Genomic DNA, 24,827 nt, shown 5'->3' on the forward strand with positions numbered 1-24,827 from the left:
GCGGGCGCGGCTACCTGCGCCCGACCGCCATCGAATACGGCCCCTGGAGGTGCTGGACGGAGACGTCGCGGAAGCCCGCCTCCTCCATCCAGGAGCGGCAATCGGCGCCCGTGTAGTCGAAGCCGCCGGGCGTCTCGATCAGCATGTTGAGACTCATCAGGAGGCCGAAGGCGTTCTCGCGCCGATCGTCGTCGATCATCGCGTCGTAGACGACGAGTGCGCCGCCGCTCGGCAGGGCATCGTAGGCCTTGGCGACGAGCATCCGCTTCTCGTCGAGGTCCCAGTCGTGGAGGATGTTTCCCATGACGATCACGTCGGCCCGGGGCAGCGGATCCTTGAAGAAGTCGCCGGACTGGAAGCGGAGGCGCTCGCCGAGCCCGTGCCGGGCGGCATAGCGCTCGAAGACGGGCGCGACAGGCGGCAGGTCGAAACCGATGCCTGACAGATGCGGATGGGCACGGGCGATCTCGGCCGTGAGCCCGCCCTGGGCGCAGCCGATATCCGCAAAGCTCCGGCAGTCGCGCCAGGGGAAGGCTGTCGCCATCGCACGGGCGGTCGGCAGGCTGAGCCCGGTCATGGCCCCGAGGAAGAGCTCGAGCTGCTCCGGATCGGCGTAAAGCGCCTCGAACAGCCCCGGCTCGTCGTTCCGACACTCGCTCTGGGGCCCTCCGGTCCGAAGCGCGTCCGTCAGCCGGGCCCAAGAGGGGTAGAGGCGGACATTCGCCATCTCGAGCAGGCCGCCGACATAGGACGGCTTGGCGCGGTCGAGATACCGGTCGGTTTCCACCGTGTTCGCGTAGCGCCCGTCCGGCAGGCGATCGAGCATTCCGAGCGCGACGAGCGCATCCAGGAAATCGCGTGCACCGCGCTCGTGCAACCCGGCTCGCTCGCGCATGTCTGCGAGTGTCATCGGCCCGTTTGCCGCCAGCTGCGTGAAGATCCCGAGCTCAACGGCACTGAGCAGTGTCTTCGATCCCCAGAATGCTATGCCGAGCTGCAGGATTTTCTCGGAAGAGGCGACCGTAACCTTCGTCATGTGCAACCCTGATCGTGGACGAGCAGGGTCTACGGGCGGGCCATTTCGGCGTGATTGCCGGGTCGTTCCAGATGACACATGGCACCGGCGGCCTGGGTGGACTTTCACGCCTGCGCGCCTAAGAGTGCTCGCCGATGCCCCGCTTCGACACCAAGCGCGAAACGATCGCCGGCTATGCCGCGCTCGCTCCCGTCATTCCGGTCGTGACGGTGGACGACGCCGATCAGGCGGTCGCGCTGGCCCGGGCGCTGGTCGCGGCCGGCCTTCCGGTCGTCGAGATCACGCTGCGCACGAGTTCCGCTCTGCGCTGCATCGAGGCTGTCGCGCGCGACGTGCCGGACGCCATCGTGGCGGCCGGCACCGTGATCCGGCCGAAGCAGATCGAGCAGGCGACCGACGCCGGCGCAAAGCTCCTGGTCACGCCCGGAACCTCGCCCAAGATGGCGGAGGCCCTGGCCGAGGCGAGCCTGCCGGCCATGCCGGCCTGCGCCACGGTGTCGGAAGCGCTGTTCCTGCTGGAACTCGGCTTCGACCTCCTGAAGTTCTTTCCCGCGGGCGCCTCGGGCAGCACCGCCTGGCTGAAATCCGTCTCGGCCCCGATCCCGGAGGTCCGGTTCTGCCCGACCGGCGGCCTCGACCTGAAGAGCGCGCCCGACTACCTCGCCTGCCCCAACGTCGCCTGCGTGGGCGGCTCGTGGATGGTGCCGAAGGATGCCGTCAGCGCGGGCGATTGGGGCCGCGTCGAAACCCTCGCGCGCGAGGCGGCGCAGCTCGGGCGCTGAGGTCGGCGGGACGCGCCCGCCCCGTCAGACGAACTGCACCCCGAGCGTATCCTCGCTGCGCCAGACGAGCCGTGCCCGGCGCCGCAGCTTCCGGGCCGGGACCAAAACCTCGAACTCGCTCGGCAGCATGCGATCCCGCGGCACCTCGAGCTTCGCGCCGCTCGCCGACACGTTGATCGTGTGGCAGGGCAGCGACTTGTTCTTCGACAGCACGATGGTGGCCGGAAGGCGCACGGGCACGCGCTCCGCGCGCCTGCGCTCCATGAGCGAAAGTGGCTTTGGCTTGGATCGAAACAATCCGAACATGCGGCCTCGACGAAACCCGGGGCGGATAGTCTCCGCTTCCCGCTAAGGTGGCGCAAAATCGATCGCTGCAATCCGATCGATCTGCGTTGGATCCGCTTTGCGAGATAGTTCTGCAAACCTCGCTTAACCAGTTCGAGGCACTCTTCGCGCGTGCCCGAACCTCGCAGCAAAGCCCCAGCCCCACGCCGTGCCCCCGCCCCGGTACCGTGGTCCCGGAAGGTTCAGGCCTGGCTGGCGCCCGTCCGGCCCGACCTGTCCAAGCGAGGCGTCGCCAGGATGACGAGCAGGGTCGCCATGGCGGGCCTGTTCGTGACCATCCTGACGGCCCTGGCGGATTGGAGCGCGCGCGGGTTCCTGGATCGCGGCGGACTCGACCGGCTCGTGTCGATGAAGCCGCCGCTGCAGCCGGAAACCCGCACGGCCTTGAAGCCGGACCGGTCCCTCGACCGCGGGCGCCTCAAGGCGATCCTGGCTGCCGACAAGCCGCGCTGACGCCCCGCATCCCATCGCGGGCGCCCGGGAAGGCGCCCCCCCTCAGGCGTGAAGCGGCAGCGGAACGACGTTGCTGGCGAGCCCGGAACCGGCCCCGGTGCCACGCGCGGCGGCAATCGCGGCTACCAGCTCGCTCTGCCGGAACGGCTTGGCGAGCCGCGGCACCAGAACGGGGCCGGCCGTATATTCGATCTCGGCATAGCCGCTCGCGAGGATCACCGGGAGCGTGGGGTGGCTCTCCTGGATGTGCTGCACGAGCTCCAGCCCCGTCATGCCGGGCATGGCGTGATCCGTGATCACGACGTCGATCGCCTGGCCGAGCCCTCGTAGCGCTTCGAGCGCCTGTGCGCCCGAATTCGCCTCCACGACCCGGTGCCCGAGATCCTCCAGCATGGCGGCCGTCCCGGCCGCCACCAGCATGTCGTCGTCGACGACCAGCACGGTCAGCTCGGGATGGGCCGGGACGGAATCCTGCTCGGGCGTCGAGGGAGCCTGGCCGACCGCTTTCGCTTCGGCGAATTCCGCCTGCGGCAGCCAGAGCGCGATCGTGGTTCCCTGGCCCGGCTGGCTCGTCACCGTCATGGCGCCGCCCGACTGCACCGCGAGCCCCTGGACCATCGACAGGCCGAGGCCGGTTCCCTTTCCGGGTCCCTTGGTGGTGAAGAAGGGCTCCGTCGCGCGGGCAAGCGTCGCCTCGTCCATGCCGAGCCCGGTATCCCCGACCTCCAGGCGCACATAGAGACCTGGAGGGAGCTCCCGGGGCGCCTCCGCGTCACCCTGCGAAACGCTGTGCTCGCGTCCGGAGATCGACAGCGAGCCGCCGAGCGGCATCGCGTCCCGAGCATTCACGGCCAGGTTCAGGATCGCCAGCTCGAGCTGGTTCGAATCCACGCTGACGGCAGGCAGGTCCTGCGGAAGATGCTTGTTCAGCATCACGGCGGGACCGAGTGCGCGCGACAGCAGATCCTCCATGCCGGAGATGAGCTTCGAGACGTCGACGGTCTCCGGCTTCAGCTCCTGCCTGCGCGCGAAGGCGAGCAGCCGCTGGGTCAGGGCCGCGCCGCGCTCGGCACCCTGGACGGCGTTGTCGAGCAGGCGCCGCGAGCGCGCATCATCGACCGGAATGCGCTTCTTCAGGAGCTCCAGGCTCCCGAGCACGGCCATGAGCAGGTTGTTGAAGTCGTGCGCGACGCCGCCCGTGAGCTGGCCGATCGTGTCGATCTTCTGCGCCTCGAAGAGCTGGGCCAGCGCCACTTCGCGCTCGCGCGTGCGCTCCTCGATGCGGTGCTCGAGTTCCTCGTTGAGTTGCTGCAGGGCGTCTTCCGCCCGTTTTCGCTCCGTGATGTCGATGGTGACGCCGCTGACGCGGACGACATCGGCCAGGCGCCCGCTCCAGCCGCCCGCGTCGCCCCCTCCCGTCACCGCGCCTGCGCAGATGCACCAGCGGACGTCCCCGTCCGGGCGCAGGACCCGGACTTCCGTCTGGAAGGTGCCGGAGCTGGGCAAGCCCGCGACGATCAGCGCCTCGACGCGGCTCAGGTCGTCCGGCTGGATGAAAGGCCGCACGGCCTCGAAGGTCGGCCTGAATTTCGCGGGATCGAGCCCGAAGATCCGAAACTGGCCGGCGTCCCAGGCGACCTCGCCGGTGCGCGGGTCCCAATCCCACGAGCCCATCTGGCCCGCGGCAAGCGCGAGCGTTCGGCGCTGCTCGCTCTCCTGCAACCGGGCGGCGGACGCTTCCAGGGCGGCCGTGCGTTCGGCAACCCGCTGTTCCAGCTCCGCATTCAGGCGCTCGAGCTGGCGCGTCTTCCGGTACAGCTCGGCGAAGATCCGCACCTTCGCCCGCAGGACCTCCGGCACGACCGGCACCGGCACGTAGTCGACCGCGCCCGCCTCGTAGCCGCGGAGGCTGTCGAATTCGGTGATCTGGATCGCCGAGACGAAGATGATCGCGGTCTTCTGGAAGCGCGGGTGCTCGCGGATCATGGTGGCGAGCTCGAAGCCGTCGAGCTCGGGCATCGAGACGTCCAGGAGGATGACGCCGACTTCCGTCTTCAGCAGGTGCTCCAGCGCCTCGCGGGCCGAATTTGCCCGGAGCAAATTCTCCCCGAGCTCGCTGAGGATCACCTCATAGCTCAGCAGCTTCGCCGGCTGGTCGTCGACGAGCAGGATGTTGACCCGGTCCGGGTCCTGGACGAGCACGATCTCTGTCTCCAGGGCCTTAGCGGTGGAGCCACATGCGCAACGCCGACAGCAGCTGTTCGGTGTTCACGGGCTTGGCGAGGTAATCGGAGGCTCCTGCCTCGAGGCACTTTTCTCGGTCGCCCTTCATGGCCTTTGCTGTGAGTGCGATCATGGGCAGGCGACGGAAGGACGGGTTCGCCCGGATCGCCTGCATCGTCTCGTAGCCATCCATTCCCGGCATCATGATGTCCATGAGCACGATCGCGACATCCGGCTCCGACTCGATGATGGAGATCGCCTCGCTCCCGGTCGTCGCCGTGAGCACCTTCATGCCCCGGCGCTCGAGAACGCTGGACAGAGCGAAGATGTTGCGCGCGTCGTCGTCGACGAGCAGCACCGTCCGGCCGACCAGATCCTCGTCCGAGGAATGGAGGCGTTCGATCATGCGCTGCTTCTCGACAGGCAGGTCCGACACCACCCGGTGCAGGAACAGCGCCGTCTCGTCCAGGAGCCGTTCGGGGGACTCGACGCCCTTCACCACCACGCTGCTCGCCAGCATGTGAAGCCGGGCATCCTCCTCCGCCGAGAGCTCCCGGCCCGTGAAGACCACCACGGGCACGTCGGCCAGCGTCGCGTCGTCCCGGATGCGCTCGAGCACCTCGAAGCCCGACATGTCGGGCAGCTTCAGGTCGAGCACGACGCAATCGGTGGGCTCGGTCCGCAGCGCCTCCAGCGCCTCCTCCCCGGTCTCCGCCGTCCTGATGTCGATATCCCCGTGCCCCAGGAGCTCGGTGACGCTCAGCCGCTCGGCCGCATTGTCCTCCACGACGAGGAGCCGGCGCCGGCGCGGCTGCGCGAAGGTCGTGATGCGCGTGAGCGCGCTCATGAGCCCTTCCGCCGTGGTGGGCTTCGACATGAAGGAGAAGGCACCCCGGGCGAGCCCGTGCTGCCGGTCCTCGTCGATGGTCACGATCTGCACCGGAATGTGGCGCGTCGCCGGGTCCTGCTTGAGCTGGCTGAGGACGGTCCAGCCCATCATGTCGGGAAGGAACACGTCGAGCGAGACCGCCGTCGGCTTGAATTCGCGCGCGAGCGCCAGGGCGTCGGCGCCGCGGCGGGCGACGAGCACCTTCAGGCCGTTGTCGCGGGCGAGATCGATCATCACCCGGGCGTAATGGGCGTCGTCCTCCACGATCAGCAGGACGTTGTCGCCTGGGACGATCCGGTTGCGGTCGTCCGGGACTTCCTGGTCCACGCTCGTCGCGGCATCCGACAGCTTGGCGCCGGCGGCCTTCGCGAGCGCCGCCACGGCCCAGGGCGCCGAGGAGGTCGGGGGCGAGGGCCGCTCCTGGACGTCCGCGCGGCGTCCGTCATGTGGGCGGGCCGGCCGCGCCTGCTGCACCGGCGTGCCCACATAGGTGAGCGGCAGGTAGAGCGTGAAGGTGCTGCCCTTGCCGGGAACGCTGCGGAGCTGGATCTCGCCGCCGAGCAGGCCGGCGAGTTCGCGGCTGATGGCCAGCCCCAGGCCCGTGCCGCCGTATTTCCGGCTCGTTCCGGCATCGGCCTGCTGGAAGGCCTCGAAGATGATCTTCTGCTTCTCCGGCGGAATGCCGATGCCGGTATCCGAAACCTCGAACGCGACGACCGAGGGCGCGTGCTTCAGGATGGGATGGTCCGGGCTCCACCCGCTCGCGACCGGCGAGACGCTGAGGGTCACGCCCCCATCCGCCGTGAACTTGAAGGCGTTGGACAGGAGGTTCTTCAGGATCTGCTGCAGGCGCTTGGCGTCCGTGATCAGGCTCCGCTCCAGGTTCGGGGCAGTCCTGACGTCGAAGGAGAGGTGCCGGCTTTCCGCCTCGTGCCGGAACGGCCGCGCCATGACCTCCAGGAGGTTCGAGAAGTAGATCTCCTCCGCCTCGACCGAGACCGTCCCCGACTCGATCTTCGACAGGTCGAGGATGTCCGTGATGAGGTTGAGCAGGTCGGTCCCGGCGCCGTGGATCGTGCGCGCGAACTCGACCTGCCGGCCCGAGAGGTTGCCGTCGGGATTGTCGCTGAGCTGCTGGCCGAGGATGAGGATCGAGTTCAGCGGCGTGCGCAGCTCGTGGCTCATATTGGCCAGGAACTCGGACTTGTACTTGGAGGTGAGCGCGAGCTCGGCGGCCTGCTCTTCCAATGCGCGGCGGGCCTGCTCGATCTCCTGGTTCTTCGCCTCGACCTCGTTGTTGCGGTCGGCGAGCTGCTGCGCCTTCTGCTCGAGCTGCTCGTTGGTCTGCTGCAGCTCGCGCTGCTGCGTCTGGAGCTCGGCCGCGAGCTGCTGCGACTGGGTCAGCAGGCCCTCCGTCTGCATCGTCGCCTCGATCGAGTTGAGCACGATGCCGATCGACGTGGTCAGCTGCTCCAGGAAGGACATCTGGAGGTCCGTGAAGGTGCCGAGCGAGGCGAGCTCGATCACGGCCTTCACCTGCCCCTCGAAGAGCACCGGCAGGACGATCGCGTTCCTCGGCACGGCCTTGAACAGGCCCGAGCCGATGGGCATCACGTTCGGGGGGATCTCCGTGATGAGCATGCGGCGGGCGTCGCGAGCGCATTGGCCGATCAGCCCCTCGCCCATGGCGAGGCGCTCGGGATGGCCGCCCAGCCCGTCATCCGCATAGGCCGAGAGCAGCCGGAGCCCGGTCGGGGCCCCTTCGCCGGTATCGACCTGGTAGATCACCCCATGCTGCGCCTCGACGAGCGGGGCCAGCTCCGACAGCAGCATCCGGCCGACCGTCGCGAGATCGCGCTGCCCCTGCAGCATGTTGGTGAACCGGGCGAGATTGGTCTTCAGCCAATCCTGCTCCGTGTTCTGCTCCGTCGTGAGACGGAGATTGCCGATCATCGTGTTGATGTTGTCCTTGAGCTCGGCGACCTCGCCCCGCGCCGCGACCTGGATGGAGCGCGTGAGGTCGCCCTTCGTCACCGCGGTCGCGACCTCGGCGATGGCGCGCACCTGTGTCGTCAGGTTCGCGGCGAGCAGGTTCACGTTGTCGGTCAGGTCCTTCCAGGTGCCGGCCGCACCCGGCACGATCGCCTGGCCGCCGAGACGGCCCTCGACGCCGACCTCGCGGGCGACGGTCGTCACCTGGTCGGCGAAGGTCGCGAGCGTGTCCGTCATGTTGTTGATGGTCTCGGCCAAAGCCGCGACCTCGCCCTTCGAGGCGACCGTGAGGTTCTGCTTCAGGTCGCCGTCCGCGACCGCGGTCACGACCTTCACGATGCCGCGCACCTGCTCGGTGAGGTTCGCCGCCATGACGTTCACGGTGTCGGTCAGGTCCTTCCAGGTGCCGGCGACGCCGGGCACCTGAGCCTGGCCGCCGAGCTTGCCCTCCGTGCCGACCTCCTTGGCGACGCGGGTCACCTCGGACGCGAAGGAGTTCAGCTGGTCCACCATCGTGTTGATGGTGTTCTTCAGCTCCAGCACCTCGCCCCGCACCTCGACGGTGATCTTGCGCGAAAGGTCGCCGCGCGCGACCGCCGTGGTCACCTCCGCGATGTTGCGGACCTGCGTGGTGAGGTTCGCGGCGAGCAGGTTCACGTTGTCCGTGAGGTCCTTCCAGGTACCGGCCACGCCCGGCACCACGGCCTGGCCGCCGAGGCGCCCTTCCGTGCCGACCTCGCGCGCCACGCGCGTCACCTCGCCCGCAAAGGAGCGAAGCTGGTCCACCATCGTGTTCAGCGTCTCCTTCAGGAGGAGGATCTCGCCGCGCACGTCCACGGTGATCTTCCGCGAGAGGTCGCCGCCCGCGATCGCGGTCGCGACCTCCGCGATATTGCGGACCTGGCCGGTGAGGTTGCCGGCCATCGAGTTCACGTTGTCGGTGAGGTCCTTCCAGGTACCCGCGACGCCGGGCACCTCCGCCTGGCCGCCGAGCTTGCCCTCGGTGCCGACCTCGCGGGCGACGCGCGTCACCTCGCCCGCGAAGGCGTTGAGCTGGTCCACCATCGTGTTGATGGTGTTCTTCAGCTCCAGGATCTCGCCCTTCACGTCCACGGTGATCTTGCGGCTGAGGTCGCCCCTCGCGACCGCCGTCGTCACCTCCGCGATGTTCCGCACCTGCCCCGTGAGGTTCGAGGCCATCGAGTTGACGTTCTCGGTCAGGTCCTTCCAGGTTCCCGCGACGCCGGGCACCTGCGCCTGGCCGCCGAGCTTGCCTTCCGTGCCGACCTCGCGCGCGACGCGCGTCACCTCCGAGGCGAACCGGTTGAGCTGGTCCACCATGGTGTTGAGCGTCTCCTTCAACTGAAGGATCTCGCCCCGCACGTCGACGGTGATCTTGCGCGAGAGGTCGCCGTTCGCGATCGCGGTCGCGACCTCCGCGATGTTGCGGACCTGCGCGGTCAGGTTGCCGGCCATCGAGTTGACCGAGTCCGTCAGGTCCTTCCAGGTGCCGGCGACGCCCGGCACCTGCGCCTGGCCGCCGAGCCGTCCTTCCGTGCCGACCTCGCGCGCCACGCGCGTCACCTCGCCCGCGAAGGAGCGAAGCTGGTCCACCATCGTGTTCAGGGTGTCCTTCAGGAGAAGGATCTCGCCCCGCACGTCGACCGTGATCTTCTTCGACAGGTCGCCCGACGCGACCGCGGTCGCGACCTCGGCGATGTTGCGGACCTGGGCGGTCAGGTTGCCGGCCATCGAATTGACCGAGTCCGTCAGGTCCTTCCAGGTGCCGGCGACGCCCTTGAGCTGCGCCTGCCCGCCGAGCTTGCCTTCCGTCCCGACCTCGCGCGCGACGCGCGTCACCTCCCCGGCGAAGGCGTTCAGCTGGTCGACCATCGTGTTGATGGTCTCCTTCAGCTCCAGGATCTCGCCCGAGACGTTGACGGTGATCTTTTTCGACAGGTCGCCGTTGGCGATGGCGGTCGAGACCTCCGCGATGTTGCGCACCTGGGCGGTCAGGTTGCCGGCCATCGAGTTGACCGAGTCGGTGAGGTCCTTCCAGGTGCCGCCGACGCCGAGCACGTTGGCCTGTCCGCCGAGGCGCCCTTCGGTACCGACCTCGCGCGCCACGCGCGTCACCTCCCCGGCGAAGGCGTTCAGCTGGTCGACCATCGTGTTGATGGTCTCCTTCAGCTCCAGGATCTCGCCCGAGACGTTGACGGTGATCTTCTTCGACAGGTCGCCATTCGCCACCGCCGTCGTGACCTCGGCGATGTTGCGCACCTGACCCGTCAGGTTGGACGCCATCGAGTTGACGTTGTCGGTCAGGTCCTTCCAGGTACCGGCGACACCCGGCACCTGCGCCTGGCCGCCGAGCTTTCCTTCCGTGCCGACCTCGCGCGCGACGCGCGTCACCTCGGACGCGAAGGCGTTCAGCTGGTCGACCATCGTGTTGATGGTCTCCTTCAGCTCCAGGATCTCGCCCGACACGTCCACGGTGATCTTGCGCGAGAGGTCCCCGCGCGCCACCGCCGTCGTCACCTGGGCGATGTTGCGGACCTGCGCGGTGAGGTTGCCGCACATCGCGTTCACGGAATCGGTCAGGTCCTTCCAGGTGCCGGCGACGCCGGGCACGATCGCCTGGCCGCCGAGCTTGCCCTCCGTGCCCACCTCGCGCGCCACGCGCGTCACCTCCGACGCGAAGGAGCGCAGCTGGTCCACCATCGTGTTGATGGCTTCCTTGAGCTGGAGGATCTCGCCCCGCACGTCGACGGTGATCTTCTTGGACAGGTCGCCGTTCGCGACCGCGATGGTGACGTCGGCGATGTTGCGCACCTGGGCGGTCAGGTTCGACGCCATCGAGTTGACGCTTTCCGTCAGGTCCTTCCAGACGCCCGTCACCTCGGAGACCTGCGCCTGGCCGCCGAGCTTGCCGTCCGTGCCGACTTCACGGGCGACGCGCGTCACCTCGGACGTGAAGACGGAAAGCTGCTTGATCATCGCGTTGACGATCGTGGCCGAGCGCAGGAACTCGCCCTTGAGGGGGCGCCCGTCGACATCGAGCGGAACGGTCTGGAGAAGGTCTCCCTTTGCGACCGCCGTGATCGTCCGCGTCACCGCCGTCGTCGGCCACAGGAGGTCGTCGATCAGCGTGTTGACCGATTCCTCCATGTCGCCCCAGGCGCCGTGCGCCGTGCCGAACCGGACCCGGTTGCGGGTCTTGCCGTCGCGCCCGACGACCTGGCCGACCTGCTCCAGCTCCTTCGCCATCCGCTCGTTCGCGGCGACGATGTCGTTAAAGGCGTCCGCGATCTTGCCGGCGATGCCCGTGTGGTGCGTGGGCAGCCGGACGGAGAAATCCCCCAGCCGCATCGCCTGCAGGGCCTCGAGCAGCTCGATCGTGTGGCTGTCCGCTTCCTGGCCGTTGCCATGCGGGCCGGAAGCCGGCGCGCCGCCGTTCCGGCTCGCCCCCCGGGGCACGGCCGGATTTGCAGCAGTCTCGGTCGCGCCGTCGCCGGCGAGCTCGGAGGGCTGGTCCATGTTCCCGCTCCCGCCCGGCCAGATCAAAGCCGGTTCGATCCATCTTTATAGCTAAGCCACTCGGGCGGGGCACGGCCAAACTGCGGCCGCAAGCCCCGGGTCACCGAGAGGAGGCGCGGCGCGTGTTCTTGCGGAGGATCGCGGCGATGATCAGGAGGAAGGCGAACAGACGGATCAGGTAGAACCAGGTCTGCTCCTCCTTCGGCAGCCCGGACCATGCGATCAGGACCTGCTCCAGCGAGAGCAGCGCAAAGGCCGCCGCGAAGACGGCGAAGAGCTCGTCCCGCGTCTGGGACCAGAATTTCAGGAAGAAGACGGCGGCGATGAGGTACCCCATCGCGACGGCGCCGAAGCTGAAGTCGAGCACGGTCAGCGCTCCTCCGCTTCCCAGATGAACCCGAACAGCAGCACGCTAATCCCGGCGATGGAGGTCAGTCGACGGTAGACGAGGAAGTCGATGCTTTCGATCACGAGCAAGTCGATCACCACCAGGAGGTTGTTGAGGGCGAGCAGGACGAAGCAGCCCGCGCTCCAGAGCAGCAGCTTTCCCCCGGTCTGGAGATAGCTGCGCACGAGCAGCGCCGCGCAGCCGGCGCTCGCCAGGAGGCAGAGCAGGTAGATTGCAGCCTTTGCGCCGGACATGCGTCAGTCCTTCCTCAGCCTGAATGCGTCGGCAAAGGAGCGGAGCCGGTCCGCCCGGCCGAAGAGAGCCTGAGTCACGATTGTCGGGCGCTCGCGATATAGGATTTCCAGGTCGCTCGTCAGGCGGTCGAAGGCCGGCGACGCGGGAGCATATCGCCACGCTCCGCTCTCGTCGGCCATCGCCAACCCGGCAGTCTGCAGCGTAACCAAACCGTCCTTCACGACGGATGAACTTGCCCGCAACTCGCGCACGAGTTCCTCCTGGCTCCAGCTCCGGGACGCGGATCTCCGAAGGTGAAGCAGAAGCTCGACATTCCAAACCGATCTGATCGAGTATCGGACAAACTCGAGAAGCTCGTTCTCGATCACGCCCTCCTGGCCGTCGACGCTGCCACGCGGGGCTAGAACAATCACGCCGCCGCCGCAATCTCCCCGGGTGTACGGATTGCGGGCCTAGGCGGCTCGCAGTTGTGGATCCGCCGTCCCGGTGAGCGCGGGAGCCGTGATAACGCGGTTCCGGCCATCCCGCTTCGCGGCATAAAGCGCCTGGTCCGCGACTTCGACGAGGTCGGCGGGGCCGGGCTCCGCGCCCGCCCTGTCCCCAGGCCGGCGGGCCGGCGCCTGGAACGTCGCCACGCCCACGCTCGCCGTGATCACGCCGTAGGGTGCGTTGCTGGAATGCGCCTGGCCGAGATCCTGCACCGCCCGGCGGGCGTGCTCGGCGATGCGGTAGGCCGCGACCGCATCGGTTCCGGGAAGCAGCAGGGCAATTTCCTCGCCGCCGTAGCGGGCGACGAGATCGCCGGGGCGGGTCGCCACGTTGCGGATCGCGCCGGCCACGAACCGGAGGCATTCGTCGCCGGCCCGGTGACCATAGGCGTCGTTGAAGAGCTTGTACCGGTCGACGTCCAGGAGCACGAGCGACAGGGGGGCGCCCATGCGCAGCGCCCTGTGCCACTCGGCGGACAGCGCCTCGTCGAAGCTGCGCCTGTTCGCGAGCCCGGTGAGGCCATCGGTCCGGGCCAATTCCAGGAGCTTGGCCTCGAGGCGCTTGCGGTCGGTCACGTCGCGCGAACTGGTGACCGCACCGTTGCACCGGCCGGTGGTCGGGTCGGTCAGGACGCGCACGGTCGTCTCGAGCCAGATTTCGCCCCCGTTCCGATGGGCGGCGCGATAGCAGAGCACCGCCTCGCCGCCGCTCTCCCGCAGCCGCAGCATCTCGTCTTCCACCGTCGGCCGGTCTTCGGCGTGTATGCGATCGAGGGAATGGCGTCCGATCAGGTTCCGCGGCTCCAATCCGAGCAGCCTTCGCGAGGCCGGCGACACGTAGGTCTGGTAACCTCCATCGTCGACGCGGCAGAGCATGTCGCTCGAATTCTCGGCCACGAGACGGAAGCGGGCTTCCGCCTCCCGCAGCGCGAGGTCCGCCCTGTGGCGACGGGCGACCTGATGACCGAGGAGGCCGGCGGCCGCGAGGATGAGCAGGATCACGGGGATGGCGGCCGCAATCCTCCAGGAGGCCTGCTTTCGCCAGGCTTCCAGCGCCTTGTCCTCGGGAAAGGAGGCGACGGCCATGACGGGATAGCTGCTGGCGAGCCGCGAAGCGCCGATCTGGGGCTCACCATTTGCGGCCTTCAGCCCCGGCAGAGGCCCGTTCGCCGCCCCGGCAGCAACGGGCAACCCGGCAAACGGCCTGCCGATTGCGTCCTCGTCGAGGGGGTAGCGGGAGAGGACGGAGCCGTCGCGGTGCAGGAGAGCGATCACGCTCCCTGCCGGAATGGCGAATTTCACGTAGAAGTCGTGGAAATAGTCCACGTCGATCGCGGCGCGGACGACGCCGCGAAACGACCCGTCCGCGCCTTCGAGCCGGCGAGAGACGGTGAGAACCATGCGGCCGTCCGAAGCCTTCAAGGGCGGCCCCAGGAAGGGCTCCCGCCCGGCATCGGCCATGTGGTGCTGGAAGTAGGGTGCATGCGATCGGTCGTCGCCGATGGCTCTCTCGTCCGTGGAGGTTGCGAGCACGCGTCCGTCGGGTCCCAGCACGGCGAGGCTGCGCATCACCGGCATCTTGGCACCCCAGACACGCAGGGCGCCGCTGACGCTCTCGAGAGCATCGGTGGAGGGTGTGGTCTGCTCGAGTCGTCCGACGAGTCCGGACACCGCCGTGTCCATGATCTCGAACGTCTCCTCCGCCTGCCGGACGAGGGAGAGCGCGAGATTCGCGGTCGTGAGCTGCGCCTGCTCGAGCGCGAGGCCGCGCGCGCGCCATTCGCGCCACAGCTCGCTTGCCGCCAGCACGCCGCAGACGAGGAGCGCGAAGCCCATGATGAGGGCGGGCATCCTGTGCGGGTCCCCGCCGACCCGATGCAAGCTGGCTGTTGAGCGGAGCGGAAGGCGCATCGTCACCCGGGGATGGGTCTGCTCGCTTGGGAACCGCGAGAAGCGGCATACGGTTTGATCCTGCACCAAGGCTGGTTTCAGACTTTCCTCACGGAGAGCTCAAATGCGACAGATCGCGCAGCGGTTGCAGCGCGCCGCGACGTCAGCCTTCTTGCACTTTGTGCGTCTCTACCCACACCTTCCTGCGGCTATTCGCGTTAGAATGGCCGAATCACTCCAGTCCGCCCGACCGAAGAAAAGAAGCCGGGCAATTGGCCGAACGAGAACGGATTTGCCCAAGCCGCGCGTACAATACGGCGCCCTCCCCTTCCGGACCACGGAAGGCAGCCTCGAGATCCTGCTGGCGACCTCGCGGGAAACGAAGCGGTGGATCATACCCAAGGGCTGGCCGATGAAGGGCAAGTCCCCCCACAAGACGGCGGAGCGGGAGGCCTTCGAGGAGGCGGGGCTGAAGGGCAAGATCCAGCAGCGCGCCATCGGGTCCTATCGCTACGAGAAGAAGCTCAAGGACGGGGCGTTCGTCGAATGCGTCGTCGAAGTCTTTCCGATGAAGGTCAGCGAGCAGCGCCGCCGCTGGCCCGAGCATGCGCAGCGCGAGACGAAGTGGCTCGCGCCGGGCGAGGCCGCCGCAGCCGTGCACGAGCCTGAACTGGCCGCCCTGATCGCAAAGTTCGAGGCGACCTTCGGGGCCGACCGCGCCGCGGAGCCGAAGGCCGCCTGAACGGCCGGCGAGGCGATGCCTCGCTCAGATCTCCTTTTCTTCGGCCGGGCCGTGCTTCTGGGGCCTGTGCCCCTCCTGGCCCGGATTGTTGTGCTTGTTGTGGCTGCTCTCCTGGGCGGCCGGATGGTCGAGCGAGCCGGATTCGTGCCGCGGCGGCGGGAGCGGGGCGTCGGGACGCCAGTCCTGGGACTCGAGCCCAGCCTCGAACTGACGAATCTGGTGCTCGTGGGTCTTCGATCCTGACATGGTCACCTCCTTCCGAAGGAAACGGCCGACGCGCCCGCCGGTTCGACGTGCGCGACATCCCGCGGAAACGTGCCGGCCCTAGGCCACGATCCCGCATGGTGACTTTTTGCCGATTGCGCCGGCCGGAGAGGTCGGCTTCATTGCACCGCAACAACGCCCCTGCAGCGAAGTCCTCGTGGTCCGGCTGATCATTCCCTTCCTGCTCGGCGTGCTCGGGCCGATCGCGATCGTCGGCTACCTCCTGCTGCTGCAGTGAGGCCCGGAGCTAGCCGCGCAATGCCATGACCCGCCCCGATGCACGCTCCAGCGCGCCGGGGGCGAGTTCGACGGCCAGGAACCGGGCCGGATCCACGGGCCCGGGCATCTCCAGCCTTCCCTTCGCCACGGGAGCGAAGCCGAACCGGGCATAGTAGGGCTGGTCTCCGACGAGGAGCACGAGGCCGTGCCCGGCCTCCCGGGCAGCCGCGAGGCTACGCTCCATCAGGGCTGCCCCGATGCCGCGCCCCTCGAAGGCCGGCTCCACGGCCAGCGGCCCGAGCGCGAGAGCGTTCTCGCGGCCGGCCAGGACCGGCGACATCCGCACCGACCCGACGAGCAGGGTGCCGACCAGCGCCGCGAAGGAGAGGTCGAGCCGCTCCGGCACGCCCTCGCGCAGGCGAAACGCCGTGCGGGCGAAACGGCCCGGCCCGAAGGCGCGCTCGTGCAGGTGCAGGATGGCGTCGGCATCGCCAGGGAGTTCGTGCCGGATCTGGACGGCGAGATCGGTCATGCGAATGCGCTTACACTGTCATTCCGGACGAGCGAAGCGACAGCCGGGACCTACGACCGGGCGCCGCAGCCGGCTCGCGCCAGAAGATTGAGAAGGCAGACCCAAAGCGCCTCTCGTTGACCAGACCGGGCAGTCGGCGTAAGCGGCACCCATGATCCGTCGCGCCAGCAACGCCGTGAGCTATCGCCCGCCCTCACCATAGGGCGGCTGCGTTCGATCACGACCAACGATCATCCCAAGCCGCCGCATCCCGGCGGCGCTTTCATTTTCAGACAGGTCTCCGGGGGCGGCACATCCCTTACCGGCGAGAGACCACGATGCCTTCCCAGCGACCAGAGTTCACCCATTCGCCCGGCGAGCGCCCGTTCGATCCCGAATTCACCCGGCACCCTGCGGGTGGAGACGAGGCGATCGAGCCTTCCGAACCGTGCCTGTTCGAGGTGAAGCACGGCGCCACCGTCATTCGGATCGCCGATGATTGGGACGGTCACCTCCTCATCGAGAAGCTGTACGTCGGTCTCCGGCAAGCCCGGACGGCGAGGGACAAAACGACCCGGCTGACGCAAGCAGGACCGGTCCGCGACAAGGACGACTGAGCCACGCCGGAATGACAGCTCCGGCTCAGCTCGCGACCGCCTTGATCCCGAGATAGGCCGCGATGACGCGCTCGTCCTGCCGGAGCTCGGAGGCCGGACCCTCCAGGACCACGGAGCCGTTCTCGAGCACATAGCCGTAATCGGCGAGCTCCAGCGCGGCCCGGGCGTTCTGCTCGACCAGGAGGATCGAGACGCCGCTCGCCCGCAGTTCCGAGACCGTGTGGAAGATGTCCTTCACGATGAGCGGCGCGAGGCCGAGGCTCGGCTCGTCGAGCATCAGGAGGCGCGGCCGGCTCATCAGGGCGCGCGCCATCGCGAGCATCTGCCGCTCGCCGCCCGAGAGCGTTCCGGCGAGCTGCGCCCGACGCTCCTTCAGGCGCGGGAACAGGCGCCACATCTCCTCCAGCGTCTGGCCGTACTCGGCCGAGCCGCGGCGACGGAAGCCGCCGAGCCGGAGATTGTCCTCCACGCTCATCGTGACGAACAGCTCGCGCTTCTCGGGCACGAGGCTCATGCCGTCCGCGACCCGCTGCTCGACCCGGTAGCCGTCGAGGGAGCGGCCGTCGAACCGCACCTCGCCGCGCGAGCGCAGCACGCCCATGATGGCGCCGAGCAGGGAGGTCTTGCCCGCCCCGTTCGGCCCGAGGATGGCGACGATGGAGCCCTGCGGCGCCTGGAGGGAGACGTCCCGCACCGCCTCGACCCGCCCGTAGGCGACGCAGAGCTTGTCGACGGAGAGAAGCGGGGTCATGCGGCGCTGCCGAGATAGGCCTCGAGCACGGCCGGGTTCTTCTGGATCTCGGCGGGGCGTCCCTGGGCGAGCTCGGCGCCGAAATTCATGACGACCAGCCGGTCCGTCAGCCCCATCACGAAGTCCATGTCGTGCTCGACGAGCAGGATGGAGACGCCGCTGTCGCGGACCTTCCGGAGGAGCTCGGCCAGCGCCGCCTTCTCGTTGTGGCGCAGCCCCGCCGCGGGCTCGTCCAGGAGCAGGAGGGCGGGATCGAGGCAGAGGGCGCGGGCGATCTCGACCAGCCGCTGCTGGCCGAGGGCGAGCTCGCTGGCGATCGTGTCGGCATGGTCGGCAAGGCCGACGCGGGCGAGCTGCCTTCGCGCCTCCGCGAAGATGGCGGCCTCCTCCTCCCGGTCGAGGCGCAGCGCGCCCCGGACCGCATTGGCGCGGCCGAGGAGATGGCGGCCCAGCGCGACATTGTCGATCACGCTCATGCCGTGGACGAGCTTCACGTGCTGGAACGTGCGGGCGACGCCGAGGCGCGCGATGCGGCGCGCGGGCCACCCGGTGATCGCCTGGAGGCCGACCGAGACATCCCCGCCCGAGACCGGAAGCACCCCCGTGATGAGGTTGAAGCTCGTCGACTTGCCGGCACCGTTGGGGCCGATCAGGCCCACGATCTCGCCCGCCTTCACGGTGAAGGACACGTCGTTCACGGCGACGAGCCCGCCGAAGGTCTTCCGGAGGTTCGACACGGTGAGGACAGTCTCGCCGGGTTCCGGCAGCGCGCGATGCTCGGCGGCGACCTCCACGGCGGCGGCGGGCGCCTCCTTCCGGCCGGCGCTCCCGAACAGGCGGCGGACATGCGGCCACAAGCCCTCAGGAGCGAATTGCAGGATCAGGATCAGGACCACGCCGAAGACGATCGTCTCGAAGTTGCCCTGAGTGCCGATCAGCGCCGGGAGGATGTCCTGCAGCTTGTCGCGCACGATCGTGACGAGCCCTGCCCCGAGGATCGCGCCGCCGAGGCTGCCGACCCCGCCCGCGACCGCCATCAGGAGGTAGTCGATCGAGACCGTGATGTTGAAGGGCGTCGGATTGATGGCGCGCTGGAAATGGGCGTAGAGCCAGCCGGACACGGCCGCGAGCACCCCCGCATAGACGAAGGCCAGGATGCGCGCCCGCGCGGTATCCACCCCGAAGGATTCCGCCGCGAGCGCCCCGCCCCGCAAGGCCCGGATGGCCCGCCCGACCCGCGAATCCAGCAGGTTTCGGCTGACGAAATAGGCGAGCACCAGGATCCCGAGGGCGAGGAAGTAGAACCTGAACCCGTCCGAAAAGCTGAAGCCGAACAGCGAGATGGACGGAATTCCGGAGATCCCGTCGAAGCGTTTGAAGAAGTCGAGCGAGCCGGCCAGGTAGAAGAAGCTGATGTTCCAGGCGATCGTGGCGACCGGGAGATAATGCCCCTTGAGGCGAAGCGTGATCGCGCCGATGGCCCAGGCGAGCGCCCCCGTGATGAGGATCGCGACCGGCAGCGTGGCGATCGGCGTCCAGCCGTAGCGGGTCGTCAGGATGGCCGTCGTGTAGGCACCGAAACCGACGAACATCGCCTGCCCGAACGACACGACGCCGGCGACCCCGGTCAGCACGACGACGCCGAGCGCCACGATGGACGACATCGCGATGTAGCTGGCGATCGTGATCCAGTACGGCGGCACGCCGGGCAGGAAGGGCAGCGCGACCGCGAGAAGGAGGATCGCGATCCCGGCCATGCGGGAGGGCGAGCTCATTCCTCGTCCTCCAGGACCTGCGTGCCGTAGGAGCGTATCAGCAGGATCGGGACGATGATCATGAAGACGATCACCTCCTTCAGCTCGCTGGCCCAGAACGACGCGAAGGATTCGATGACGCCGACCAGGATGGCGGCGCCCGCCGCCAGCGGATAGCTCACCAGCCCGCCGATGATGGCGGCGACGAAGCCTTTCAGGCCGATGATGAAGCCGGTGTCGTAGTAGATGGTCGTCAGCGGCGAGACGAGGATGCCGCCGAGCGCACCGATGATGCCAGCGAGCGCGAAGGCGATGCGGCCGGAGAAGCCCGGCGAGATGCCCACCAGACGTGCGCCGAGCCGGTTCACGGCCGTGGCCCGCAGCGCCTTCCCGATCAGGGTGCGGTCGAAGAGGAGGTAGAGCGCCAGGATCAGGACGATCGTGACGCCGAGCACCGCGATCGACTGGCCGGTGATGAACAGGTCGCCGAACGTGAAGCTCGCGCCCGAGAGGGGCGAGGTGCGCGAACCCTCCGCGCCGAAGAACACGAGCGCCAGGCCGACAAGGGCCAGGTGCAACGCCACCGAGACGATCAGCAGCACGAGCACGCTCGCCTCGGCGATCGGCCGGAACACCGATTCGTAGACATAGACGCCCATCGGGGCGACCACGAGGAGGGCGAGGAGCACCTGCACGAGCTGCGGCGGCTTGTGCGGCGCGAGCCAGATCACGAGGGCAGCGATCAGCGCGGGAACCACGAGCGTCTCGACCGCGATACCGCCGAGGACCCGTCCGGAGAGGTTGGCCCGCTCCGTCCAGAGGCGGCCGATGGCACCCGCGATACCCAGGACGACGAGCAGGGACACCGTCCCCGGCACGTTCCCGGCCTCGAAGGCGGCGAGTGTCAGCGCGCCGAAGGACACGAACTCGCCGACCGGCACGAAGATGACCCGTGTCACCGTGAAGACGAGGACGAGAGCCAGCGCCAGGAGGGCGTAGATGGCGGCGTTGGTGATGCCGTCCTGGATCAGGATCAGAGCGACCGAGAGGTCCAATGGGGCCTCGAAGGAGCGTTTCCGCGGAGAGGATCGTGGCGTTCGCGCAGGCGCCGCCGGCTCGTTGGCGCCCCGCATAGCCGCTTGCTGAACGGCCACGCTGCTCGCGCAGTCGCCTCATGCCCGCTCAAGGCGAGCTGCGTCAAGCGATCTCGCGGCGGCGTTAACACTAATGGCAGGTTAATCCGCCGGGACGCGGAGTTGTTCTGGAATGGGACATCTTCCGCAGCCTAAAATTGTTGTCGGCGGCGAAGCGTCCACTCGGGTTCTCCATGCTCAAGTATCTGAAGCGAGGCTTGCTCGGAGCCATTCTCGTCATCGCCGTGCTGGCGATCGGCCGCGTGGTCACGTCGTTCGCCTTCGTGGCGGCTTCCGTCAGCCAGACGATGTCGGCCAATGGCGACCCGACGGCGTTCCCGCGGCTGATCACCCAGGCGATGTCGGGCTTGACCCATCTGAGCCAGTCACTCGCTCCGGGCGCACGGCGCACCGTCAGCGTGCTGGACGTGCCCGCCGAGATCGAAGCCCGCCGGACGGCACGCGACGCCCAGGCCCGGCCCGGAGAGCCGCTCATCATCCGGATCGAGGATTGAGGCCGCCGGGGCTGTACTTCCTGTCCCCGGCCCGCTGAGGTAGGAGCGCCGCCTCGACGAGCGCAACGCCGCTCCCTTCGCGGGCATGCCGTGACCATTACGCCGCTCGAACCGATCCTCGACCAGCTGCGCCGGGAGCCTTCCCGGATCTGGTCCATCGTGATCACGGTCTATGGCGACGCCATCGTGCCGCGTGGCGGGTCCGTCTGGCTCGGCACCCTCACGCGCTTCTTCGGCGCGATCGGGATCGGCGAGGGGGCGGTGCGAACGGCGATGTCTCGCCTCGCCGCGGATGGCTGGCTGGTCCGCAGCCGTGTCGGCCGCAACAGCTTCTACGCCCTGGCCGAGAAGGGGCGCGACACCTTCGCGGCCGCGACGGAGCATATCTACAACCCGCCGGCGATGCCCTGGTCCGGCGCGTTCGAGCTTGCGATCCTGCCGCAGAACGGCGAGCGCGAGGCTGCGCGCGCTGCCCTGCAGGAGGCCGGGTTCGGCTCCCCCTCCGCCGGGCTTTGGCTGGCGCCGGCGGGCGCCCCGTTCCCGAAGGCGGCCGCCGAAACCGCCCTCCGCCTGATCGCCTCGACGCGTGACGAGACGGCCGCGCGCCTAGCAGCGGCATCCTGGCCGCTGGCCCAGACGGCGGAGGGCTATCGCCGCTTCATCGGCCTTTTCCGCCCGCTGGCGGATGCGCTGGGCACGGGACCCGCGCTCTCGGACGAGGACAGCTTCGTTGCGCGCATCCTCCTCATCCACGCCTATCGCAGGGTGATCCTGCGCGATCCGATCCTCCCGCCCGCCCTGCTGCCGCCGGATTGGCCGGGTGCCGAAGCGCGCCGCCTTTGCGGCACGATCTACCATGCCCTGCTGGACCCGTCCGAGCGCTGGCTGGACGAGCAGGGGCTCTGCGAGACCGGGCCCCTGCCGGCAGCGGATCCGCTGCTGCGCCAGCGTTTCGAATAGGACGCACCGCGAGTTGCGTTACGAAATCTCTTGAACAGAGAAGCTTCTCGTAACATATTGGACGGAAGCAAGTCTGGGGAGACTGCATGTACACGCAGGCGCTGAATTCAGCCGCGGCGGAGCGCGAGCCGCCCTTCGTCGAGGACGCAGAGGCGGCCTCCCGCTTCCAGGCCCGGATCGACGCCGAGGACCGCATCGAGCCGAACGACTGGATGCCCGCGGCCTACCGCAAGACGCTGACGCGGCAGATCTCGCAACACGCGCATTCCGAGATCGTCGGCATGCTCCCCGAGGGCAACTGGATCACGCGCGCGCCCAGCCTCCGCCGCAAGGCCGCCCTCCTGGCCAAAGTGCAGGACGAGTGCGGCCACGGGCTGTACCTCTACGCCGCCGCCGAGACGCTCGGCTCCTCCCGCGAGGAGCTGGTCGACGCGCTGCTGGAAGGACGCGCGAAGTATTCGTCGATCTTCAACTATCCGACCCTCAGCTGGGCGGATATCGGGGCGATCGGCTGGCTGGTCGACGGCGCCGCCATCATGAACCAGATCCCGCTCTGCCGCTGCTCCTACGGCCCCTATGCGCGCGCGATGATCCGCGTCTGCAAGGAGGAGAGCTTCCACCAGCGCCAGGGCTACGAGATCATGCTGACGCTCTGCCAGGGAACGCCCGAGCAGAAGGCGATGGCGCAGGACGCGCTGAACCGCTGGTGGTGGCCGTGCCTGATGATGTTCGGGCCACCCGATGCCGCGAGCCAGCATTCCGACCAGTCGACGAAGTGGAAGATCAAGCGCTTCTCGAACGACGAGCTGCGCCAGAAATTCGTCGATGCGACCGTGCCGCAGGGGCACTATCTCGGCCTGACCTTCCCCGACCCCGATCTCCGCCTCAACGAGGAGACGGGCCACTGGGAGTTCGGCGAGATCGACTGGGCCGAGTTCAAGCAGGTCCTGGCCGGGAACGGCCCGTGCAACCGCGAGCGCCTCGCCACCCGCCGCAAGGCGCACGAGGATGGCGCCTGGGTGCGGGAGGCCGCGGCGGCCTATGCCGAGAAGCGCCGCGCACGCGCCGAGATGAAGGCGGCGGCGTAGCTTAGCGCCGTCATGGCCGGGCTCGTCCCGGCCACCTCGACCCGAAGAGCGCCGCCATTCGGGATGGCCGGGACAAGCCCGGCCATGACACGGGAGGATTTGCATGCCCACGCCCAACACGCCGCTCTGGGAGGTGTTCATCCGCTCCCGCAACGGCCTCGCTCACAAGCATGTCGGCTCGCTGCACGCGGCCGACGCGACCATGGCGCTCCAGGCCGCCCGGGACGTCTACACGCGCCGCGGCGAGGGCCTGTCGATCTGGGTCGTCCCCTCCTCGGCCATCACGGCGTCCGATCCGGCCGACAAGGGCATGATGTTCGAGCCGGCGGAATCGAAGGTCTATCGCCATCCGACCTTCTACGAAGTGCCGGAAGAGGTCGGGCATATGTGACGACGCAAAGCGTCGTCATCCCCGGCGCCTGCGCAGCAGGCGGGAAGGGGATCTCGATCTCGCAAATGGATCCCCTTCCCCTCCGCTACGCTCCGGCCGGGGATGACAAAGCGGATGCTGCAACGGTGAACACACCGACCAACTCCCCCCTCGCCCTCTACGCGCTCCGGCGCGCGGACGATGCGCTCGTGCTCGGCCATCGCCTGTCCGAGTGGTGCGGCCATGCGCCGATGCTCGAGGAGGACATGGCGCTCGCCAATATCGGGCTCGACCTGATCGGCCAGGCGCGCTCGCTCTACCAATATGCGGCCGAGATCCGGGCGGACGGCTCCGACGAGGACAAGCTCGCCTATCTGCGCGATGCGCCGGCCTACCGGAACCTGCTGCTGGCCGAGCTGCCGAACGGCGACTTCGCCCGGACCATTGTCCGCGTCTTCCTCGACGCCGCCTTCGCCGACCCGTTCTGGCAAAGGATGACGGGATCCAAGGACGCGCAGCTCGCGGCGATCGCCGCGAAGTCCGAGAAGGAGAGCGCGTATCACCTGCGCCACTCGGCCGAATGGGTCATCCGGCTCGGCGACGGCACGGACGAAAGCCACCGGCGGGCGCAGGAGGCCGTCGATTATCTCTGGCCCTATACGGGCGAGATGTTCGAGGCCGACGCCTCCGACCGCGAGTTGATCGAGGCCGGGATCGCGGTCGATCCCGAGAGCCTGCGCGAGACGTGGTCGAAGACGGTCTCCGACGTGCTCGCGGAAGCCACCCTCGCGCAGCCCCCTGCCGGCTGGATGCAGTCCGGCGGCCGCGGCGGCCGGCACTCGGAGCATCTCGGGCACCTGCTTTCGGAGATGCAGTTCCTGCAGCGGGCCTATCCGGGAGCGACGTGGTGACGGCGGTCCCGCTTCCCCTCTCCCCAGGGGGGAGAGGTCGAGTCGACCGCGGCAGCGGGCGACCGGGTGAGGGGGCTATCCCTTCTCCGGAACACGCTCGTCCCCCTCACCCCCACCCTCTCCCCGCCGGGGAGAGGGAGTCCGGCCCTGCCTCGTCAGATCCTGACACGCTGAAAGACCGCGCCGTCGCGGCCCTCGCCGATGTCTGCGACCCGGAGATCCCGGTGCTGACCATCGCCGATCTCGGCGTGCTGCGCGGGGTGGAGGTCGTCGAGGGCCGCGTCGAGGTCACGATCACGCCGACCTATTCGGGCTGTCCGGCCATGAACATGATCGCCCTCGAGATCGAGCTCGCGCTGGCGCGGGCCGGCATCCGGGGCGCGACGATCCGGACGGTGCTGCATCCGGCCTGGACGACCGACTGGATGAGCGAGGACGGCCGCCGCAAGCTGCGCGACTACGGCATCGCCCCGCCCTCCCCCGGCTCCGGCCGCCGCGCGCTGTTCGGGCAGGACATCGTGGCCTGCCCGCGCTGCGGCTCGGAAGACACCGAGCGCCTCGCCGAGTTCGGCTCGACCTCGTGCAAGGCGCTCTGGCGCTGCAAATCCTGCCGCGAACCTTTCGACTACTTCAAATGCCATTGATGCGCGCGCACCCCGGGATCCTCCCCCGCCCTGCGGGGGAGGGGGACCATGCGGTCCGGCGAAGCCGGCG

General features: G+C 68.6%; 24 protein-coding genes. 11 read left to right on the forward strand and 13 right to left on the reverse strand.

Translation table 11 applies throughout. From position 1 onward, the window contains the following. Positions 1-10: 10 nt before the first annotated feature. Positions 11-1,036: a methyltransferase gene (locus ACO2SS_RS21495; RefSeq protein ID WP_423279871.1), complete on the reverse strand. Its 1,026-nt coding sequence runs from the start codon at positions 1,034-1,036 to the stop codon at positions 11-13. A 134-nt stretch (positions 1,037-1,170) separates the two neighbouring features. Here ACO2SS_RS21495 and eda point away from each other — a divergent pair, with 134 nt between their 5' ends. Continuing rightward, positions 1,171-1,818, forward strand: coding sequence for a bifunctional 4-hydroxy-2-oxoglutarate aldolase/2-dehydro-3-deoxy-phosphogluconate aldolase (eda, locus tag ACO2SS_RS21500; protein ID WP_423279872.1), 648 nt, complete (start codon positions 1,171-1,173; stop codon positions 1,816-1,818). A gap of 24 nt (positions 1,819-1,842) precedes the next feature. On the opposite strand, the gene ACO2SS_RS21505 is transcribed toward eda, so the two are convergent. Further along, complete coding sequence (locus tag ACO2SS_RS21505) at positions 1,843-2,124, reverse strand: PilZ domain-containing protein (protein ID WP_423279873.1); 282 nt, start codon at positions 2,122-2,124, stop codon at positions 1,843-1,845. Between the two features lie 276 nt (positions 2,125-2,400). Here ACO2SS_RS21505 and ACO2SS_RS21510 point away from each other — a divergent pair, with 276 nt between their 5' ends. After that, positions 2,401-2,616 carry a hypothetical protein gene (locus ACO2SS_RS21510; RefSeq protein WP_423279874.1) on the forward strand — a complete coding sequence of 72 codons (216 nt, stop codon included), beginning with the start codon at positions 2,401-2,403 and terminating at the stop codon, positions 2,614-2,616. Positions 2,617-2,658: 42 nt separating this feature from the next. On the opposite strand, the gene ACO2SS_RS21515 is transcribed toward ACO2SS_RS21510, so the two are convergent. The 6 genes from ACO2SS_RS21515 to ACO2SS_RS21540 all read right to left on the reverse strand — a co-directional run bounded on the left by ACO2SS_RS21515 (position 2,659) and on the right by ACO2SS_RS21540 (position 14,239). Continuing rightward, positions 2,659-4,818, reverse strand: coding sequence for a response regulator (locus tag ACO2SS_RS21515; RefSeq protein WP_423279875.1), 2,160 nt, complete (start codon positions 4,816-4,818; stop codon positions 2,659-2,661). Positions 4,819-4,837: 19 nt separating this feature from the next. Then, entirely contained in the window at positions 4,838-11,089 is a 6,252-nt protein-coding gene (locus ACO2SS_RS21520) for a HAMP domain-containing protein (protein ID WP_423279896.1), read from the reverse strand. Between the two features lie 268 nt (positions 11,090-11,357). After that, entirely contained in the window at positions 11,358-11,624 is a 267-nt protein-coding gene (locus ACO2SS_RS21525; protein WP_423279876.1) for a DUF5985 family protein, read from the reverse strand. Positions 11,625-11,626: 2 nt separating this feature from the next. Continuing rightward, a complete protein-coding gene (locus ACO2SS_RS21530) occupies positions 11,627-11,899 on the reverse strand; it encodes a DUF5985 family protein (protein WP_423279877.1) in 273 nt (90 codons plus the stop codon). A gap of 3 nt (positions 11,900-11,902) precedes the next feature. Next, positions 11,903-12,313, reverse strand: coding sequence for a hypothetical protein (locus ACO2SS_RS21535; RefSeq protein WP_423279878.1), 411 nt, complete (start codon positions 12,311-12,313; stop codon positions 11,903-11,905). 39 nt (positions 12,314-12,352) lie between these two features. Next, positions 12,353-14,239 (reverse strand): diguanylate cyclase domain-containing protein, encoded by a 1,887-nt coding sequence (locus ACO2SS_RS21540; protein WP_423279879.1) that lies wholly within the window; start codon positions 14,237-14,239, stop codon positions 12,353-12,355. A gap of 331 nt (positions 14,240-14,570) precedes the next feature. On the opposite strand from ACO2SS_RS21540, the gene ACO2SS_RS21545 reads away from it, so the two are divergent. Then, the gene (locus tag ACO2SS_RS21545) at positions 14,571-15,020 is read left to right on the forward strand and encodes an NUDIX hydrolase (RefSeq protein ID WP_423279880.1); all 450 of its coding nucleotides are present in this window, start codon (positions 14,571-14,573) and stop codon (positions 15,018-15,020) included. A 24-nt stretch (positions 15,021-15,044) separates the two neighbouring features. Here ACO2SS_RS21545 and ACO2SS_RS21550 read toward each other — a convergent pair whose 3' ends face one another. Continuing rightward, complete coding sequence (locus ACO2SS_RS21550) at positions 15,045-15,266, reverse strand: hypothetical protein (RefSeq protein WP_423279881.1); 222 nt, start codon at positions 15,264-15,266, stop codon at positions 15,045-15,047. Between the two features lie 106 nt (positions 15,267-15,372). Here ACO2SS_RS21550 and ACO2SS_RS21555 point away from each other — a divergent pair, with 106 nt between their 5' ends. After that, positions 15,373-15,522 carry a hypothetical protein gene (locus ACO2SS_RS21555; RefSeq protein WP_423279882.1) on the forward strand — a complete coding sequence of 50 codons (150 nt, stop codon included), beginning with the start codon at positions 15,373-15,375 and terminating at the stop codon, positions 15,520-15,522. A gap of 9 nt (positions 15,523-15,531) precedes the next feature. Here ACO2SS_RS21555 and ACO2SS_RS21560 read toward each other — a convergent pair whose 3' ends face one another. After that, on the reverse strand, positions 15,532-16,035 hold the full coding sequence (locus ACO2SS_RS21560; RefSeq protein ID WP_423279883.1) for a GNAT family N-acetyltransferase: 504 nt from the start codon (positions 16,033-16,035) through the stop codon (positions 15,532-15,534). 317 nt (positions 16,036-16,352) lie between these two features. Between ACO2SS_RS21560 and ACO2SS_RS21565 the strand changes: the two genes are divergently transcribed. Continuing rightward, a complete protein-coding gene (locus ACO2SS_RS21565) occupies positions 16,353-16,631 on the forward strand; it encodes a hypothetical protein (RefSeq protein WP_423279884.1) in 279 nt (92 codons plus the stop codon). Positions 16,632-16,656: 25 nt separating this feature from the next. On the opposite strand, the gene ACO2SS_RS21570 is transcribed toward ACO2SS_RS21565, so the two are convergent. Genes ACO2SS_RS21570 through ACO2SS_RS21580 form a run of 3 tightly spaced genes read right to left on the reverse strand, consistent with a single transcriptional unit; the run spans position 16,657 to position 20,191 of the window. Then, the gene (locus tag ACO2SS_RS21570; protein WP_423279885.1) at positions 16,657-17,382 is read right to left on the reverse strand and encodes an ABC transporter ATP-binding protein; all 726 of its coding nucleotides are present in this window, start codon (positions 17,380-17,382) and stop codon (positions 16,657-16,659) included. Next, on the reverse strand, positions 17,379-19,157 hold the full coding sequence (locus tag ACO2SS_RS21575; protein ID WP_423279886.1) for an ABC transporter permease subunit: 1,779 nt from the start codon (positions 19,155-19,157) through the stop codon (positions 17,379-17,381). The genes ACO2SS_RS21570 and ACO2SS_RS21575 overlap by 4 nt, the downstream gene beginning before the upstream one ends. Further along, positions 19,154-20,191, reverse strand: coding sequence for a branched-chain amino acid ABC transporter permease (locus tag ACO2SS_RS21580; protein WP_423279887.1), 1,038 nt, complete (start codon positions 20,189-20,191; stop codon positions 19,154-19,156). The genes ACO2SS_RS21575 and ACO2SS_RS21580 overlap by 4 nt, the downstream gene beginning before the upstream one ends. A 296-nt stretch (positions 20,192-20,487) precedes the next feature. On the opposite strand from ACO2SS_RS21580, the gene ACO2SS_RS21585 reads away from it, so the two are divergent. The 6 genes from ACO2SS_RS21585 (at position 20,488) to paaD (ending at position 24,757) form a co-directional block, all read left to right on the forward strand. Beyond that, positions 20,488-20,784 carry a hypothetical protein gene (locus ACO2SS_RS21585; protein WP_423279888.1) on the forward strand — a complete coding sequence of 99 codons (297 nt, stop codon included), beginning with the start codon at positions 20,488-20,490 and terminating at the stop codon, positions 20,782-20,784. A 90-nt stretch (positions 20,785-20,874) separates the two neighbouring features. Beyond that, positions 20,875-21,744, forward strand: coding sequence for a phenylacetic acid degradation operon negative regulatory protein PaaX (gene paaX / locus ACO2SS_RS21590; protein WP_423279889.1), 870 nt, complete (start codon positions 20,875-20,877; stop codon positions 21,742-21,744). Between the two features lie 86 nt (positions 21,745-21,830). Further along, positions 21,831-22,832, forward strand: coding sequence for a 1,2-phenylacetyl-CoA epoxidase subunit PaaA (gene paaA / locus ACO2SS_RS21595; RefSeq protein WP_423279890.1), 1,002 nt, complete (start codon positions 21,831-21,833; stop codon positions 22,830-22,832). A 103-nt stretch (positions 22,833-22,935) separates the two neighbouring features. After that, on the forward strand, positions 22,936-23,223 hold the full coding sequence (gene paaB / locus ACO2SS_RS21600; RefSeq protein ID WP_423279891.1) for a 1,2-phenylacetyl-CoA epoxidase subunit PaaB: 288 nt from the start codon (positions 22,936-22,938) through the stop codon (positions 23,221-23,223). Positions 23,224-23,348: 125 nt separating this feature from the next. Further along, positions 23,349-24,113, forward strand: a complete 765-nt coding sequence (gene paaC / locus ACO2SS_RS21605; protein WP_423279892.1) for a 1,2-phenylacetyl-CoA epoxidase subunit PaaC — start codon at positions 23,349-23,351, stop codon at positions 24,111-24,113. A gap of 170 nt (positions 24,114-24,283) precedes the next feature. Beyond that, positions 24,284-24,757: a 1,2-phenylacetyl-CoA epoxidase subunit PaaD gene (paaD, locus tag ACO2SS_RS21610; protein ID WP_423279897.1), complete on the forward strand. Its 474-nt coding sequence runs from the start codon at positions 24,284-24,286 to the stop codon at positions 24,755-24,757. Positions 24,758-24,827: the final 70 nt, after the last annotated feature.

Origin of the sequence: Enterovirga sp. CN4-39 (assembly GCF_049446235.1) — a bacterium.
Classification (GTDB): domain Bacteria; phylum Pseudomonadota; class Alphaproteobacteria; order Rhizobiales; family Beijerinckiaceae; genus Enterovirga.